The 16782-nt window shown below is 37.8% G+C and carries 15 protein-coding genes; 2 read left to right on the top strand and 13 right to left on the bottom strand.

The window, feature by feature from the left end; all coding sequences use genetic code 11:
* Positions 1-133 precede the first annotated feature (133 nt).
* Positions 134-2413: an ATP-binding cassette domain-containing protein gene (locus I2F89_RS02520; protein WP_195513372.1), complete on the bottom strand. Its 2280-nt coding sequence runs from the start codon at positions 2411-2413 to the stop codon at positions 134-136.
* Positions 2414-2469: 56 nt separating this feature from the next.
* Positions 2470-3111 (bottom strand): sugar O-acetyltransferase, encoded by a 642-nt coding sequence (locus tag I2F89_RS02515; protein ID WP_071866221.1) that lies wholly within the window; start codon positions 3109-3111, stop codon positions 2470-2472.
* A 218-nt stretch (positions 3112-3329) separates the two neighbouring features.
* Here I2F89_RS02515 and I2F89_RS02510 point away from each other — a divergent pair, with 218 nt between their 5' ends.
* Positions 3330-4226: a helix-turn-helix domain-containing protein gene (locus I2F89_RS02510; protein ID WP_071866220.1), complete on the top strand. Its 897-nt coding sequence runs from the start codon at positions 3330-3332 to the stop codon at positions 4224-4226.
* Between the two features lie 309 nt (positions 4227-4535).
* On the opposite strand, the gene I2F89_RS02505 is transcribed toward I2F89_RS02510, so the two are convergent.
* The 9 genes from I2F89_RS02505 to I2F89_RS02465 all read right to left on the bottom strand — a co-directional run bounded on the left by I2F89_RS02505 (position 4536) and on the right by I2F89_RS02465 (position 10335).
* Positions 4536-4886, bottom strand: a complete 351-nt coding sequence (locus I2F89_RS02505) for a DUF7006 family protein (RefSeq protein ID WP_161641575.1) — start codon at positions 4884-4886, stop codon at positions 4536-4538.
* 21 nt (positions 4887-4907) lie between these two features.
* Positions 4908-5447, bottom strand: a complete 540-nt coding sequence (locus tag I2F89_RS02500; RefSeq protein ID WP_179948048.1) for a hypothetical protein — start codon at positions 5445-5447, stop codon at positions 4908-4910.
* A 104-nt stretch (positions 5448-5551) separates the two neighbouring features.
* Positions 5552-6862 (bottom strand): NCS2 family permease, encoded by a 1311-nt coding sequence (locus I2F89_RS02495; RefSeq protein WP_071866218.1) that lies wholly within the window; start codon positions 6860-6862, stop codon positions 5552-5554.
* A 226-nt stretch (positions 6863-7088) separates the two neighbouring features.
* A complete protein-coding gene (locus tag I2F89_RS02490) occupies positions 7089-7349 on the bottom strand; it encodes a hypothetical protein (protein ID WP_019724093.1) in 261 nt (86 codons plus the stop codon).
* Entirely contained in the window at positions 7330-7740 is a 411-nt protein-coding gene (locus tag I2F89_RS02485) for a glyoxalase (RefSeq protein WP_071866217.1), read from the bottom strand. Before I2F89_RS02485 ends, I2F89_RS02490 begins: the two co-directional genes overlap by 20 nt.
* Before the next feature lie 219 nt (positions 7741-7959).
* The gene (locus tag I2F89_RS02480; RefSeq protein ID WP_019724095.1) at positions 7960-8670 is read right to left on the bottom strand and encodes a B3/4 domain-containing protein; all 711 of its coding nucleotides are present in this window, start codon (positions 8668-8670) and stop codon (positions 7960-7962) included.
* Positions 8671-8673: 3 nt separating this feature from the next.
* On the bottom strand, positions 8674-9201 hold the full coding sequence (locus I2F89_RS02475) for a GNAT family N-acetyltransferase (protein WP_195513368.1): 528 nt from the start codon (positions 9199-9201) through the stop codon (positions 8674-8676).
* 13 nt (positions 9202-9214) lie between these two features.
* Positions 9215-9667, bottom strand: coding sequence for a MarR family winged helix-turn-helix transcriptional regulator (locus tag I2F89_RS02470; protein ID WP_062805801.1), 453 nt, complete (start codon positions 9665-9667; stop codon positions 9215-9217).
* A 68-nt stretch (positions 9668-9735) separates the two neighbouring features.
* Entirely contained in the window at positions 9736-10335 is a 600-nt protein-coding gene (locus I2F89_RS02465; protein WP_071866213.1) for an NUDIX hydrolase N-terminal domain-containing protein, read from the bottom strand.
* A gap of 116 nt (positions 10336-10451) precedes the next feature.
* Here I2F89_RS02465 and I2F89_RS02460 point away from each other — a divergent pair, with 116 nt between their 5' ends.
* Complete coding sequence (locus tag I2F89_RS02460; RefSeq protein ID WP_195513366.1) at positions 10452-11894, top strand: helix-turn-helix domain-containing protein; 1443 nt, start codon at positions 10452-10454, stop codon at positions 11892-11894.
* A 712-nt stretch (positions 11895-12606) separates the two neighbouring features.
* Here the strand turns inward: I2F89_RS02460 and I2F89_RS02455 are convergent.
* Both I2F89_RS02455 and I2F89_RS02450 read right to left on the bottom strand, forming a co-directional pair.
* On the bottom strand, positions 12607-15156 hold the full coding sequence (locus I2F89_RS02455) for an HAD-IC family P-type ATPase (RefSeq protein WP_195513364.1): 2550 nt from the start codon (positions 15154-15156) through the stop codon (positions 12607-12609).
* Positions 15157-15308: 152 nt separating this feature from the next.
* A complete protein-coding gene (locus I2F89_RS02450) occupies positions 15309-16763 on the bottom strand; it encodes an amino acid permease (protein ID WP_062805805.1) in 1455 nt (484 codons plus the stop codon).
* Positions 16764-16782 lie beyond the last annotated feature (19 nt).

Genomic DNA, 16782 nt, shown 5'->3' with positions numbered 1-16782 from the left:
AAAAAAACTATGTATTTATAATCCGCTTAATCATTAGTAAGAAACTAACATTACAAAAAAATAAGAACCAAAAACTACAGGTTTCCGGTCCCTATTTTTGGTAAAATTTCAAAGGGTATCATGTACGGTCTTTTTAAATTAATATTTCTTTTTTTAGATACCTGCCAGTTTTTGACTCATGGCAATCTACAATATCGGTAGGAATTCCACTGAAGAGAATGTTTCCGCCGTCGTTTCCTCCACCAGGGCCTAGGTCAATTATCCAGTCACACGCAGCTATCAACTCTAGTCTATGTTCGACAAGAATAACTGTATTAATTTGATTCACTAATTTTCTTAATAAGCTGAGCAGTTTTTGTATATCTTTATGATGTAAACCCGTGCTGGGTTCATCTAATACGTAAATATTTCCTTTTTTATGAAGTTCACTAGCAAGTTTTACTCTTTGAACTTCTCCTCCAGATAATGTACTAGTAGGTTGACCTAACGTTAAATAGCCAAGTCCTACATTAATTAAGCTATTGAGCAAATCGTTTATCTTTTCTGATTGAAAGAAAGATATTGCTTCAATAATTGTCAAATCCATCACTTCAACAATACTTTTACCATTAAATTTGTAATTCAACGCTTTACTATTATAACGATTGCCCTTGCATTCTTCACACACTACAGTGACCGAATCAGCAAATGCCATATCGTAAGAAATCGTTCCTTTTCCCTTACATATTTGACAAGCCCCTTTAGAGTTGAAGCTGAACCAACTTGCTGAAACGTGATTTTTTTTTGCAAATAGATTTCTTATTTCGTCCATCACACCAGTATATGTTGCCGGAGTGGAACGAATAGAAGTTCCAATGGGTTTTTGATCAATCACTATTGCCTCAGGATAGCGTTTAACAAATTCTTGTCTAATCAAAGAAGACTTGCCCGAACCGGCGACACCTGTTACTGCGGTCATTATTTCTTTAGGAATAGTAACATCTATATTTTTCAGGTTATTTTGACTTGCATTTAAAATTTCATATCCTGTACTCCATGGTAACGGATTTTCATTCAGTTCTATTGTTTGTCGAAGAGCACTTCCTACAGAGGTATTCGATTTTTTTAAACTCAGTAGATTCCCTTCGAACACAACTTGCCCTCCTTTTATACCTGCCTCTGGTCCTAATTCAACAATATGATCAGCAAGAGCTAGCATCTGTTGACTATGTTCGACTATAAGGACATTATTTTTTTTATCTCTAAGATCAACAAGTAAATTCCCAATCTTTTCTGCATCAAAGGGGTGTAGTCCTGCTGTTGGCTCATCAAATATATACGTTATATTATTCAAGCTACTTCCAAAATTACGAACAATTTTTATTCGTTGTAACTCCCCCCCAGACAATGTATTAGTCATTCTTGATAACGAAAGATAGCCTATCCCAACGTCAATCATTTGAGTCAACGTAGGAATAAGTTGTTGCACGATTGAAGTTCCTATAGGATTCTCAATTTTTTTCATCAAAGGCAATAATTCTGAAATCGTCACATTCATAAAATCAATTATATTATACCCATTAATTTTAGATACCAGTGCATTAGGATTTAATCCCGTCCCATTACAAACTGAGCATGTCTTTTCATAAACATGTTCAGCAATTTCTATCTGCAAGTTTTTCTTCAATTTTGAAATATCCCTATTTACATAAAGCCTTTGAAAGCGAGGGACTACACCCTCATAATCAACTTTGTCGATTCGTCCAGAATTATTAGATCTTATTTCAATTTTGATAGGATCATTTGATCCATAGTATAATATATCCAACTCTTCTTTTGAAAAAAATTTCACCAATTTGTCAGGATCTAATAGAGGATTATTTTGATATAAGTGGCTTTGCCATCCTGAAGAAAACTGACTGAATCGTATTGCCCCTTCATGCAAACTTTTTGTTTTGTCAAACAAACTTTCAACGTTTATATCCAATTCTTTACCTATACCAGAACATTTAGGACATGCACCTGTAGGATGATTGGTGGAGTATGCCATAGACCCTCCTGCGCTTGGATTTCCTACACGCGAAAATAGTAGTCTTAATAACGGAGAAACATCTACAGCTGTTCCTACGGTCGATCGACCATTATGTCCTAAAGATTTTTGATCTACGACTATTGAGGGAGTTAGATTATATATCCCTTCAACATTCGGTCTTTCATAATTTTTCATTTTATTACGAACATACAAAGGATAGGCAGCCTGCCATTGGCGACTACTTTCTTTTGCTATCGTATCAAAAACTAAAGAACTTTTTCCAGAGCCTGAGACACCTGCAAAAACTACTAATTTATTTTTTGGTATAGTGATATCTACATGTTTCAAATTATTCTCAGAAGCATTTATTATCCTAATATCATCATTATCGTTGTTCTTCATAATCTTTCCTCCAATCGTTTTATTCCCTGTGACTGATCAATTTTCAACTATAAGCACTATAGATATTTATCTAGGATTTCTTTAGGAATTTTTTTGCTGCCATCATAGAATATATCATCCTCAGCATTTATCTTCCTTAACAATTTTGCGGGAGATCCAACAACAATGCTATCTGGTTCTACATCACGTGTTACAACACTTCCTGCTCCTACAATCGAGTTGTCCCCGATTGTTACACCAGGAAGAATAGTCGCTGCAGCACCGATCCAAACATTATTGCCAATATGAACTGGCTTGTTAAACTGGAGCTTGTGTTTTCTTAACTTCGGGGAAACAGGATGGACTGCAGTTGCTATAGAAACATTAGGACCAATCATACAATCATCACCAATAAAAATATCACCATCGTCTACAAAATTCGCATTAAAATTAATAACTACGTCTGTACCAACATGTACATTCCTCAATCCACAGTTTGCAAAAATTGGAGGAATAATGTATAACCCTTCATTATATGTTCCAAGCACTTCTCTCAATATCTTTTCTCTCTTTTTATGTCCTTCAGGTGTTTCTGAAGTATGATTAAACTCACTTATTTTTTTCACAAGTTCTCCCTGATATTCAATTAATTCACTATCTACACTGTCATATATTTCTCCGCTATTTAGTAAATCATGATATTTTTCCTTATTATTCATTTTACCAATTTCTCCTTTTTCTAAATATTAAATCAACTAGTTCATATTCATTCAAAAAAATAAATTTTAGTATTTCACAAAAATGAATACTTTTTTATCCGACTAAGGCATTATACATCCACAATGCAATTAAAATAAGATAAAATCAGATGTTTATATGGTAAAATAGTACCAATTATTTCTTTTCAACAATAATTTAATTTAGGAGTAGGTTTTAAATGGAAGTGAAAATGCTAGAATTACAAAACGATTTAAGAGAAAGAATTTCCCATAGAAATCAATATATCCCTGTGACAACATGTGTAGATCATTTTGATGACTATTTTAATAGAACATGGGAATGTCATTGGCATGAAGAAGTGGAGTTTTCAGTTGTTTTAAAAGGAAGTGTTGAATATATTATTTTCTCTAGTGAAAAAAACACAACAACCGTCACTTTACATCATGGGGAAGGAATCTATGTTCCTTCTGGTAAATTACATAGTGTTAGAGCATTGCAAGAAGGAACTATACTCGCAGGTTTAGTATTTCCCATTAGTTTTTTTGAATTAACAATCTTCGATAATTTTTACTTTAATAATATAAGCAAAGTGTTCGATTCCCATTTTCCATTCATATATTTAAATACTGAAGAATCGATTGATATATCAATAACTGAAAGCATCATAGAAATTTGTGGATTAACTGGTACTGAAACAGGTTTTGAATTATATTGTATTGAATTAGTTTCTAGAATATGGCGTCTTTTGACATCAAAAATGAATCATCTCACAGAAAAAACTATGTTTTGCGAAGAATCGATTCAAACACAATATATGAAGGCAATGTTAACATTTATCCACTCAAATTACGGAAAATGTATCACGGTCGAAGAAATTGCCAAACATTCAGGAATTAGTAGAACTGAATGTTTTCGCTGCTTCAAAAAGTTTCTAAAAAAAACACCTATGGAGTATACGACCAGCTATCGTTTATCAATGGCAACAATGCTATTAACAAGTACGAGCCGAACAATAAAAGATATTTCAAGCTCGTGTGGTTTTTCCACACCAGAATATTTTGGGAAAGTATTCAAAAAATATTTGGGAACAACGCCTGGCCAATACCGCAAGTAAAGGAACCATGATAATAATTATGTTATTATTAAAAAATCATAGTCTTAATACTATCGCGCTTTTTTAATCAAAAACAAGAACCTTTGAAAAGATACATTAAAGAGATTGCACCCTGACTAAAATTAAATGGCCCTAAACTTATAAGTTTCTGAACCCATAAAATATCTCAACAAAAAACTATAAATTACATGTTCAACTAAATGTTTGTTTAGTATGCATTATCGATTCTGAAAAAGAATTCGTTTCTTAGATAATGATTATCCTGCTAATTTTTCTTCATATCGATTAAGATTGTCAGCGAGCGGATAATCATAAAACATTGAAAATCATGGAATGTTTCGGCTCCATGCTAAGATTAAACCCACACAATTCTTTGAAATAGGTACAATAATCTGTTTCAACCATTCGAACAATATACTCATTCGAAAAATCATCAAAGACAATCAATTCTGAGAAGATGCCTAGCTTCGCATCAATCCCTAAGATTTCGGGTAAGACTTTCCAGAAATTTTCTTGAGAAACTTGTGATACTAACTTCTCCAATTGGTTCATTTGGCTCTGTATATAGTCCTTCAGGACTTGGCTTTCTCGTTTCTCTACTTCTTCCAAAGTACTTTGAAACCCTTGAAGATAGGCTTCTTGGGTAGTAAATACCGCCATAGTTCTTTTTCCTTCTTTCTTTTAAAAAACGATCCGATCGATCAATGGATTCAACTGGTGTTTGACCCGTGTCCAGTCTTGCACCGTAGTAATACTATTCATTAAAATATACTCAGTTTCCAGCGCGTAATCCAAAAGGTACGGCCGATAGTTTGTGACAATTAAATCAATCTGTGCATCATTCAAGCGTTCTTGCGTCAATTCCTTTAGCGGAAGAAAGAGTAAATTGTAATGGTCACTCAAAAGTTCTTGGGCTTGCAGGCGAATCGATTGTACCACCAAATAATTCCCCTCCAGTAAAAACAAAACCTGTTTGACTGGTTGATAATAATGAAATAACATATCCATGTATAACGTAAAACTGACGGCCACATCTTCAAAGGTCACTGCTGAAAAGCGAAGTGTCTGCGCATGCTTTTGTAAGAAGTAGGAATTGATCTCATGGAACTGTCCATAGGTTTTCTTGACCATGACACGGACTTCTTCTAACTCTTTACTCAATACCGGACTCAACGCTTCATTGATCAGATGTGAGACAAAAAACGAGTCCAATTTTGACAAAAAAACATCAAAATCAGACTCGTTTTTTATTTTCGAGAAAGGACGACTGGACTGTTCCACACTCTTTTAAAAGCGAATGAACACTCAAGTTCTACCTAAATCAATCAAACATTCAAGATCCACATGAATCCTATAAAGACAAAGAACAGCGCGTACATGATCGGTGAGACTTCTTTGCCACGTTTTGCTGCTAACATGGTGATTGGATAAAAGATGAATCCTAATGCAATCCCATCTGAGATACTATAAGTCAACGGCATACCGATCAAGATCAAGAAAGCGGGAATCGCAATCTCCATTTTTCCCCATTCGATCTGACGTAACGATTGGGCCATCAACACACCAACTAAAATCAGCGCAGGTGCAGTTACTTGAGAAGTCACGACTGATAATAATGGTGAGAAAAACAACCCGAACAAGAATAAAATCCCTGTTGTGATTGCAGTTAATCCAGATCGTCCACCAACGGCGATCCCTGCGGATGACTCAACAAAAGCCCCAACTGGCGATGTACCTAACAATGAACCAGCTAACATCGCAGTAGAATCCGAAGCTAATGCTTTCCCAACACGTGGCATTTTGTTATCTTGCATGAAACCAGCTTGGTTTGCTAGGCCAACCAATGTTCCAGCTGTATCAAAGAATGTCACTAACAAGAACGTCAAAACGACTACCCACATTTGTAAGCTATTGATATCACCAACGTGTTTCAATGCAACTAAGAAAGTGGGTTTCAAGCTAGGTGCTGCCGCAACAAGCTGTGAAGGCATAGGAATCAGTCCAGTGACTAGTCCTAGAAGCGTGGTTGCTACCATCCCGATAAAAATCCCTCCTGGTACGCGACGAACTAACAATACCGCGGTAATGACTAATCCAAAAATCGTCAACCAAGTGGAACCGACACTCAATGAACCTAAGCCAACAAGCGTTGATTCATTTGCCACGATCAAGCCACCTTCACTCAAGCCTAGAAAGGCAATAAACAAACCAATCCCGCCAGAAATCGCAAACTTCAAGTCTGTTGGAATGGCATCAATGATCATCTCACGTAATTTAAAAATGGTGATCAAAATAAAAATCAACGAAGCGACAAACACCCCTGCCAATGCTGTTTCCCATGGAATCCCCATACCTAAACAGACCGAGTAAGCAAAAAAGGCATTGATTCCTAGCGCAGGTGCTGTTCCAATCGGGTAGCGTGCAACGACCCCCATCAAAATACAGCCAATGGCACTGGCTAATGCTGTCGCAGTAAACACTGCCCCTTCATCCATCCCCGAAGCACCAAGCACTGTTGGATTGACAAATAAGATATATGCCATAGAGATAAATGTCGTAAACCCAGCCAGTATCTCACGTTTCACCGTCGTATTCAGTGCGTCAATCTCGAAGTAGGAAAGTATCTTTTCCTTCATCGTTCATCCCCCTAAAACCGAACATTTATAAAAAAGTTCTTACTATATTAGATTTATTAATAAAACAACGTGTTTAATATTATCCCAAATAAAGAAATAAGTAAACAAAAAATTCGGATTTAATCAAAAATCCGAACATTACTATTTACCTATTCCGCTTTCATTTAGAGAAGAGTATGTCGATTACTAATAAATAAAACTAAGTACACAATAGTTGAAGAAGCTTCTATCTATGGGTTTCTTTACCGATTCGCTTTTGTTCTTCCGCACGAAATTGCTGATTGTCGATTTGGCTGATCGGTAAATTACTCCCTTTTCCACGATAATCTAATGAATTTAAACCACCGAAGCCTGTATCGACCATTTTATTCCATCCTTTGGCAGGATTTTTCCCAGATTTCAAATTCTTCATTCTCAATTTATCACTCTTTTTCATCCGTTGCTTTTTGAAATAATCTTCAAGTGTTTCAGTGATCGAGATTTTCATCTTCTGTCTCCCTTTCATCTACTTTTTCTGTCGATTCTAATTTTGCCATCACAAAAAAATTTCCTTCAGGATCGGAAAAGTTAAACGTCAACAAGCCATTATTCTCCAAAATTTCACCAGCTGTTTCGATTTGTTCGTAAAGTTCGTCAAACTTATCTGTAAAGAAAATCATAGACGGTGGTGGTCCTAACACTTCTGGTGAAAATCGTTCAACGAATGTCCGAGGAAAAATAGCCAACTCCAATTCTTGCGACATACGCAAGACAATGCTTTGATATTCCTCTGGCAATTCCAACGTTTCAACTATTTCTGCCTTCAATTGCTCAACGAAAAACCGACTGACTAATGCGACATCTTCGACATATAGCATGACACGAGATTTATGGATCATTTGACAACGCCTCCTCTAAATAAAAGCTTGTTTTCATTATAGCACGAAAGCGGAAACACACTTAGTGGAAGTTACTGCTATTAAGCACAAGATGATTGAGCGAACGTTGCTTATTTTCGTGTTAAGCGATCAAAAGACAAATCACCCGCAATCTTCAAGTTTGCTTTGTTTGAAGATTACGAGTGACTCCATCGTTTTGGTTATTTCCTACGTGTCCGGTCACAAAGTGATTTCTGGTTGTTCTTTCGTCACTGTTTGTCTAGTACTCGTTACACCAAATGTTCGTTCAATGTCTTCTTGTAAAGCAGTCATTGCTTTTCCGGCAACTTCTGCTTGTTGTGCGTTGACTGCCTCGATCACCAACACAGCGTTCGTCGTTTTTTCTGTTAACATAGTCCGTTGCGCTTCACGCCAGTTAAAGCAGCGACAAACTGCGCCTTCTTTATCATAATAAATGATTTCTTCTGGTAATGCGGGCGCATCTGCTTCTGCGCCTAATGGCAAGAAATTTTCTCCACCTTGAGCTTTACCCAAATGAAGATCCCCAACGATCGTGTCAAGATCTTCTCCGCCACAGGGTACGCCAAAGCGCAAAGAGATACTATTATAGATATCCACTAACGGACTGATCGGGAAAAATTCGCGACCTTGACTGGCTCTTTTTAGCAGTGCCTCGATCGATGAACGTGCACCTTTTTTTGTCTTGAACTGGGTAAACGCTTGACGCCATTGTGCAATCACTTCATTTTGACTAAAAGGTTCTTCTGTTAAATAATTTCTTGCTTCTTTAGCAGCACGATTTAATTTGTCATAGTAATCTGCTTTGTTTTCTTCAACGACTTCGTTATTGATCCCTTCTACCGTTAGGATCTCAATTTTTGCTTCTGGGAACACTTCCCAAAATGATGGATCTGCTACAAATTTTTTCATTCGTTACACCTCATTGATTTTTTTGACTAAAATATGATCGATCTGTGCATCGTCTCCCATATAAAACACATGTTGTCCTTGGCGTATGAAACCATGCTTACGGTAAAAAGCTTGGGCTGGATCATTATGTTCCCACACACCTAACCACACAGCTGTTTTTCCCTGTGCTTTCGCTTGAGCCAACGCCCAGTTCATCAAGTGAGTGCCGATCCCTTTTTTCTTATAGGATGGTCGAATATAGATCCGTTCGATTTCTAGATGATCCTCAGGCATTTCCTCGGATTGTGCTTTTCCTATGTTCAGTTTTAGATAACCCGCAATTTCGCCATGATCTAGCGCCCAGAAAAAAGCTGATTCTGGATGGATCAGTTCTTTTGTCAATCGCTGCAAATCATATGCTTGCGAAAGATATGCATCCATATCTGCCTGCGTGTTATATTCGCCAAAAGTATCTGTGTACGTTTCAATGCTGATTGCTTGAAGGCGTTCCACTTCACTTCCCACAATCGGTCTGATTTCTACCTTTCCCACTCCAACATCCCTTTCAATACAGGCGTTTATTGCCCTTTTTTACAAAATTCCAGTCTTCGCTGATATTTTTCCTTACGTGTGTCAATAATCTTTCCAACTGTTGGATTTCTTCTTCAGACAAGCCAGCTAAAGCGACTTTCGTAGAATGATGGTGTTCTCGGATGATCATCGGATAAAGTGCTTCTCCTTGGGCTGTTGGATAACACCTTTTATTTTTCTTGTTCTGTTCGTCCGTTACACGTCGAATCAAGCCATTACTTTCCAGCTTTTTCAGCGCACGGGCAGTTGTCGTTCGATCGACTTTAAGCATTTCGGCTATTTTTTCTTGAATGATGCCTGGATTTTCACAAATCCGAACGAGATACAGGTATTGCCCCCTCGTCAAAGCGACTTCCTTGAACTCAATATTACTGATCGAATCTAACGCTCGTGCTATCGCGCCGATTTCTCTTATGATCTCAGCCATCTCTTCTCTCCTTTAGTTGTACTTTTATTGTACTGATTTTTGTTGCAAATGCAACAAAAACATATTGATCAGTCAAAATAAGGCAAATGACCTGTCGCTAAGATCGCAAGCTGTTCTTCTGTCGTCCGTTTTTGGGAAAGAGTAGGTAAATCGTCCAATGCAAAAAAGGCGCTGTTTGAAGTTTCATTATTTGTGATAAAAGAACCTCCGATGATCGAACATCCAAAAATGACTTTATAGTATTGAAAGGCTTGTGGAATATCTTTTCGGGTATTGGTATCAAAAATCGCCAGTAGTTGATCCACCGTCACCGTTAGCCCGGTTTCTTCTTTCACCTCTTTTTCGATATTTTCCTTTGGTGAATAGCCGATTTCCGCAAAACCGCCCGGCAATGCCCATTCTTTTGTATGGCTGTCTTCCACTAACAGTACTTTATCCTCTTGTTTGATAAAGGCACGTACATCGACTTTGGGTGTTGGATACCCTTCATTTTGTTCTAAAATAAATTCAAGGCGTTCTTCGATTTCCTTGTCGCCATTACTTAATAATGATAAAGCGATCGCTTTCAATTCTTGGTAACGTTCTTCGTCAAATGGATCTTTGCCATAGAAGAGACCGGCTTCTGCGATCGCTAATAAACGTTTGTATTTTTCGTTTTTTGTTGTCATTACAATTCATTCCTTTCAATAAATCCACGCTGTTATCTCTTACTCCAAAACTACAAGAAACCGCTTATGTAAGTCAAGGATTGTGTTATAATTTGTTTTAAAAGGAGGGATGTTGGATGTACTCGCTCATGCATCAAATCATCACTGAAAAAGATTTACAACGACAAGTCACGTTGATTGAACTACTTTTAAACCATCCCAAAATCACTGTCAATGAGCTTGCTGAAGAAACAAATACAACGGAACGTACGATTTTTTCCGACTTACAAGTCATCCGCTCACAATTACCTGATGGCTGGTTGATCGATAGTGATCAGTCAGGGATTCGTTTACTCAACCAACAAAATCTACTTGCCAATGATCTGTGGGAATTGTTTCTAAAGCAATCCGTTAGTGTACAATTGATCAAAGAACTATTGTTTACAAAGGAATGTTCCACAACCAATTTCTTAGCAGCCAATGGACTTTCTTACGAAACGCTGAAACGCCATACAAGAAAAGTCAATCGCCAACTCCTTCGTTATGGGTTACAGATCAAGCTGACAAAATATACAAGTACGATGAGTGGTTCTGAGAATGCGATCCGCTTGTTTTATCATCGTCTTTTGATGCCATTTACTCATAATAATTATTTTTTTGAAGATTATTCCATCCATGAATCCCATTACTTTCGTTTTTTGAAACGCTTGAAGCAAACCCCTTTTTCTGTTGAAACAGAAGAGATTTTTGGCATTTGTTGGTTTTTCATCAACACGATACGTGTTAAGGCAAACTGCCGTATCGAGGACTCTTTCTTTGAACCTGAGGATACTCTTTATTCCACATATGCCACTGAATTGACCGCACTTTATGAATTAGAAGGCGTTTATTTACAAAAAAATGAATTGATTTTTGCCTTCTTTTGCTTTTTAGAAAGTTGGAATTACAATAACCAATACCAAGAACCCGTAGCAGATATCTTGCAAAGTTATCCTTTTTCGGGCAAGATCAAACAATTCGTTCAAGATTTAGCTGATACGTTGCACTTAGAAGAATTAAACGAGACAAAACTTGCTGATAACCTGATCTTGTTATTGTTGAAATATCATGAATCACCTATCTTGATCGAGCAGTTGAATTTGCAGTATCACTATTTCTTGGAAGAATATGAGCAACAATATCCACAGTTGTACCCATTCAAACAAGAATTACTTGAGCAACTGAAACAAGAGTTACCTGTCCAAGAAGACGAATACTTTCTACGCCTACTATCCTTCTTGATCCAACAAGCGATCTTATCCATTCGTCCAAATAAATTGAACCTGTATTTCTTCTTTCAAGGCGAACCCTCTTGGAAAGCCTTTTTGCAACAAGAATTAAATGATTACTTTGGGAAACGAGTTCAATTGATCCCAGTAGAATTATCTCAACTTTCTGACATCACGTTCCATAAAAGCGACTTGTTCGTCTCAAACACCCCCCTCGACCAAGTCCCGATACCAATCATCTACATCTCTACCATACCAACAAAAAATGAGCTCGACCAATTGACCGAACTCACATTTAGAAGTTATTTGTAAGGTTGTGAAAGAAGCGATCAGCACTGAGTAATAAGAAAGAAAAATCGAAAATGGCTTTTTCATTTTTGATTTTTTTGGCTTATTATTGAAGTGTTGCTTCTTGAACACCGTTTATCTAGGTTGTGAAAAATCCGTTCAGCTCCAAGTATTAAGGCAGAAATTGAGAAAATAGCTTCTCATATTTTTTCGATTTTTGACTTAATATTGAAGGAGCTGGCTTTTGAACACCGTTTATCTAGGTTGTGAGAAAAGCGTTATGACCTGAGCAGTAAGATGGGAAATCAGAAAATAGCTTTCCATATTTTTTGATTTTTCAGCTTAATGTTGAAGGTCAGCTTTTCGAACACCGTTTATCTAGGTTGTGAAAGAAGCGATCAGCACTGAGTAATAAAACAGGAAAATCGAAAATGGCTTTTTCATTTTTGATTTTTTTGGCTTATTATTGAAGTGTTGCTTCTTGAACACCGTTTATCTAGGTTGTGAAAAAGCCGTTCAGCTCCAAGTATTAAGGCAGAAATTGAGAAAATAGTTTCTCATATTTTTTCGATTTTTGACTTAATATTGAAGGAGCTGGCTTTTGAACACCGTTTATCATGTTGTAAAAGAAGCGTTCAGCTCCAAGGATTAAAACATAAAACGCGACAGCCTTCCTCTACTGTAACCTAGGGGAAGACTGCCGCTTTGCCTTTATCTCTTGAACGATCGACGATTCTCAGTTACCGGCAAAAGCTTCTCTTTCTTTTCTTTTGATCCATGTTTTACTGATTCGTTTCTCAACTTCTACGATTGTAAATAATAGAAGTACATTTGCAAGGATTGGTAAATGTTGAGCAAAGCTCAAACTTGTTGTTTCAATGACTTGTTGCGCAAAGGGTAGATAAATGACTCCAGTTTGGAGGACAAATAAAATACCTAATGAAATAAATAAGAATTTATTTTGGAAGAAGCCTTTATTCAATGAAGCATCGACTTGCTCACGGCAATTGATCATATAGACGGCTTGGGCAGCAACAATGTTTTGTAAAAGAACAGTTTGTTGTAAGGCTTGACCTTCAAACTGCATTGCCAACCAATAAGCTGGGATAATGATCAAGAGGGACACATAGAAAATCCGGAAAACATTGTACTTAGTCAAAATCCCTTGGTTGGGATCTCTTGGTGGCCGACTCATCGTGTCTTTACTTGCTTGTTCAAAACCTAACGCATAGGATAACGTGATTGTTGTCACCATATTGACCCATAAGATTTGGATCGGTGTCAAAGGCAATGGCTGATTCGCAAGTAATGCCCAGATGATCACCAAACCTTGTGCTAAAGATGTAGGTAAGAAGAAGCTGATCGTTTTTTGTAAGTTATCTAAAATCCGGCGTCCTTCTTTGACTGCTTTAGCGATCGTATGGAAGTTGTCATCGCCTAAAACCATATCTGCGGCTTGTTTACTGACTTCACTTCCTTTGATCCCCATAGCGATTCCCACATCTGCTCGTTTCAATGCGGGCGCGTCATTGACACCATCACCGGTCATCCCAACGATTTCACCATTCTTCTGCAAAGCTTCTACGATCCTTAATTTATGCTCCGGAGTCGTTCGAGCAAAGACATCGACTTTGCTCACTTTCTTCGCTAAATCTTGATCAGAGAGTCGATCGATATCGATCCCTTCAAGGACATTACTCGTATGCTTCAACCCGATTTGATCAGCAATTGCTTGGGCTGTGTCTTTATGGTCACCAGTAATCATTTTCACCGAGATCCCTGCTTGCTGACACTCTCTTACCGCTTGGATCGCGCTCTCTTTTGGTGGATCAATGATTCCTGCAATCCCAACAAATGTCAGTTGTTGCAACTGTGCATGGTCTAATTCTTGCTCAATAGGCAATTGCTTGTAGGCGAACCCTAATACACGTTGGCCTTTTTTTGCTAGTTGTGATGCTTGGTTGATCCATTGTTGCTGTTCTGATTGTGACAAAGAAGATTTCGATAATAAAACTTCTGGCGCTCCTTTGACAAACACTACTGCATGGTCCTGTTCTTCATGCAATGTTGCCATATATTTATAACTTGAGCTAAATGGCAGTTTAGCAAGCGCCGTTTTTAGGGGAAGATTCTGTTCAGCTGTGTATCGTAATAAAGCCAGCTCAGTTGGATTGCCACTCAACGTTTCAACTACTTGATCATCTTTCGTTTGCACTTCTTGACAATTTTTCATGATTTCAAGTAAGCGTGTCTCATCTTCTGTCATTGTTTCCACAACAGTCATTTCATTTTTAGTCAACGTACCCGTTTTATCTGAACAGATCACCGTCATTGAACCAAGTGTTTCAACGGAAGGTAGTCCTTTGATAATCGCTTGTTCTTGTGCCATTTCATTGACCCCCAGTGAGAGGATCATCGTCAATACCGCTGGCAAGCCTTCGGGGATCATAGAAACGATCAACGCAATGATCGTTGAGAATAAAAAGTTCCATTCTAAGCCATACCTAAATGAGGTAAAGAAAATCAAGAATAAACTTAGAAAAACGATTCCTCTGAAGATTTGCTTGTTCAACTGATGGATCTTGCGAACCAAAGGGGTCGTTTGTTGTTGAACTGATTGTAATGCCTGATTGATTTTACCAATCTCTGTCGTATTCCCTGTTTCAACGACGACACCAAGCGCCGATCCAGCTTGGACAAGTGTACCTGAAAAAGCCATATTGAGTTGATCTCCTGCGCCTAATTCATCGACTAACGGCTCACTCATTTTCTTTACCGCATCGGATTCACCGGTCAACGCAGCTTCTTCGATCATCAAACCATATGTTTCGACTAAACGAATATCGGCAGGCACGACATCTCCAGCTGTTAAACTAACTATATCCCCTTGCACGATCTCAGTGGCAGGGATACTTTTCTTGACGCCTTCAGAAAGAACCACTGCGTCTTGACTCATTAAACTTTTTAGCCCATTGAGTGACTCTTCTGCTTTTCTTTCTTGCCAATAACCAACAAAACTATTGATGATCACTACAAGTAAAATAATACTACCTTCAATATAATCACCCGTTAAAAACTTCAAGACAGAAGCCACCATCAGGATGATCATCAACAAATCCGTAAAATGCTTCAAAAACTTCCGAAGCGGACTCACTTTCTTTTTTACTTCTATTTCATTTCGTCCTTGTATTTCTAAACGACTGGTACGTTCTTGATTTGAAAGACCATCTTTGGTCGTCTTTAATTTATTCATTGTTTGTTCAGCAGTTTCTTTGTACCATGTCATCGGCAATCCCTCCTGTATTTCATTTGATAATACTTATTATACGTAAGAAGGAGGGTTTCTTATGTCGATTATTTCAGGCAAACATGAAATAATTAGTGTGATTTAATATGAGCCAGGTTTCTAGGTTTGCTTTTCAAACGAAATTTTCCCCTTTACTCCGATTGCTTCGTTGATTTTTGTTCACTCAATTTGTTTTTTATTTCTTGTTCCCAAGAAGGTTTTCTAATTTTTTCGATACATAATGGGGCAACAAAAAGAATGCCGCTGATCAATGCGACAGCCACAAAGTTGATCCATGTACCAGCTTTTAATGTAAGTCCGACAGAAAAAACGATTGCTGCAAATAAGACTAACACAACAAGCCATGCACCGAGATTCCCATTTCCCTCTTTTTTACCGATTCGAAATGGACGAGGGATAGTTGGATTTGTTTTTCTAAAACGTAAGAATGCGACACCCATGATAAGATAGACGATACAATAAATCACTGTCGTTGCATTTACTAACATCAAAAATGCTTGATTGACTCCTGGAATCAATAAATAAAATAGGGCAAACACAGAAATGATAATAGATTGTGTCAAGATCACCGCTTTTGACACATCAAATTCATTGGTTTTCCAAAAATTGAAACGAGGAGGATACGCGCCTTTTCTTGCACTTTCTGTAACAGTTTTGGCTGGACCAGAAGCCCAAGCAGACAATTGTACAGCGACACCGACAAATACAAGTAAGCTGAATAGGTTCACAATCATATGTGGCAAGCCAAGAATTTGGCAATCGATCGAAATGGATTGGGCAATATTATTCAACTCCATTTGACCCTTTGGTACGACATTGGCAACGACCAACGCATTCAGCGTGTTTACTACAAATAAAAAAACTAACGCAGCGAAAATACCGCGTATATAAGTTTTAACTGGATGTGCCAATCGAGTGATATAAACAGAAGACATTTCGATTCCAGTAAAAATGAACATGATCGGTGCAAAATAAACGAATGATTTTGCAGTACTTGGATCGGGAACTAAAAGATCCCAAGAAAATTTTCCTAATGTTCCATTTGGCATGATACCGACCTTGATCCATGCTGCGACACCCAATAGGAGCATCAATGCCAACGGGATATACAACCCCAACCAGACACCGATTTTCCCGCCAATTTTTGCCATGTCGAATTTTAAGTTCAATAGTGTGATGATCCAATAAACGACTAAAATCACGAGTAATGTGAATTTACTATTCAAGCCCAATGGGACGTTATTGACCATGTTGCCAAACAATGGGGCAAGTGCTGAGGCAACCATGACCATCCCTGGAAACATTTGAACCCATAAAAGCCAAGAGACGACAAATCCCCATTTTCTACCGAGGGATTGAGAGACCCATAGTTCTGGCCCTCCCTTTTGAGGAAACATCCCTGCAAACTCTCCTGAAATCAGAGAGATCGGAAACGCATAAAAGAGTACAGCAACTAACATATAAAACAACATCGTCCAACCAGTGGCAGCGACATCAGGAATATTACGGACGCTTGCGACTAAAGCGCAAGTCATCCCAATAAACGTTAACGTTGACAGTTGTTTGGTAGATTTTGAGTCTGTCATGATCGATCCTTCTTTCTAT

Origin of the sequence: Enterococcus sp. 1001283B150225_161107_E12 (genome assembly GCF_015556925.1) — a bacterium.
Classification (GTDB): domain Bacteria; phylum Bacillota; class Bacilli; order Lactobacillales; family Enterococcaceae; genus Enterococcus_B; species Enterococcus_B mundtii.
This window is presented reverse-complemented; position numbering and strand designations above follow the sequence as displayed.

Coding starts and splice junctions, on each gene's coding strand:
- I2F89_RS02520 (WP_195513372.1), bottom strand. CDS start 2,413: ATGAAGAACAACGATAATGATGATATTAGGATAATAAATGCTTCTGAG.
- I2F89_RS02490 (WP_019724093.1), bottom strand. CDS start 7,349: ATGAAAATCTCGATCACTGAAACACTTGAAGATTATTTCAAAAAGCAA.
- I2F89_RS02495 (WP_071866218.1), bottom strand. CDS start 6,862: ATGAAGGAAAAGATACTTTCCTACTTCGAGATTGACGCACTGAATACG.
- I2F89_RS02505 (WP_161641575.1), bottom strand. CDS start 4,886: ATGGCGGTATTTACTACCCAAGAAGCCTATCTTCAAGGGTTTCAAAGT.
- I2F89_RS02515 (WP_071866221.1), bottom strand. CDS start 3,111: ATGAATAATAAGGAAAAATATCATGATTTACTAAATAGCGGAGAAATA.
- I2F89_RS02450 (WP_062805805.1), bottom strand. CDS start 16,763: ATGACAGACTCAAAATCTACCAAACAACTGTCAACGTTAACGTTTATT.
- I2F89_RS02485 (WP_071866217.1), bottom strand. CDS start 7,740: ATGATCCATAAATCTCGTGTCATGCTATATGTCGAAGATGTCGCATTA.
- I2F89_RS02480 (WP_019724095.1), bottom strand. CDS start 8,670: ATGAAAAAATTTGTAGCAGATCCATCATTTTGGGAAGTGTTCCCAGAA.
- I2F89_RS02455 (WP_195513364.1), bottom strand. CDS start 15,156: ATGACATGGTACAAAGAAACTGCTGAACAAACAATGAATAAATTAAAG.
- I2F89_RS02510 (WP_071866220.1), top strand. CDS start 3,330: ATGGAAGTGAAAATGCTAGAATTACAAAACGATTTAAGAGAAAGAATT.
- I2F89_RS02470 (WP_062805801.1), bottom strand. CDS start 9,667: ATGGCTGAGATCATAAGAGAAATCGGCGCGATAGCACGAGCGTTAGAT.
- I2F89_RS02460 (WP_195513366.1), top strand. CDS start 10,452: ATGTACTCGCTCATGCATCAAATCATCACTGAAAAAGATTTACAACGA.
- I2F89_RS02465 (WP_071866213.1), bottom strand. CDS start 10,335: ATGACAACAAAAAACGAAAAATACAAACGTTTATTAGCGATCGCAGAA.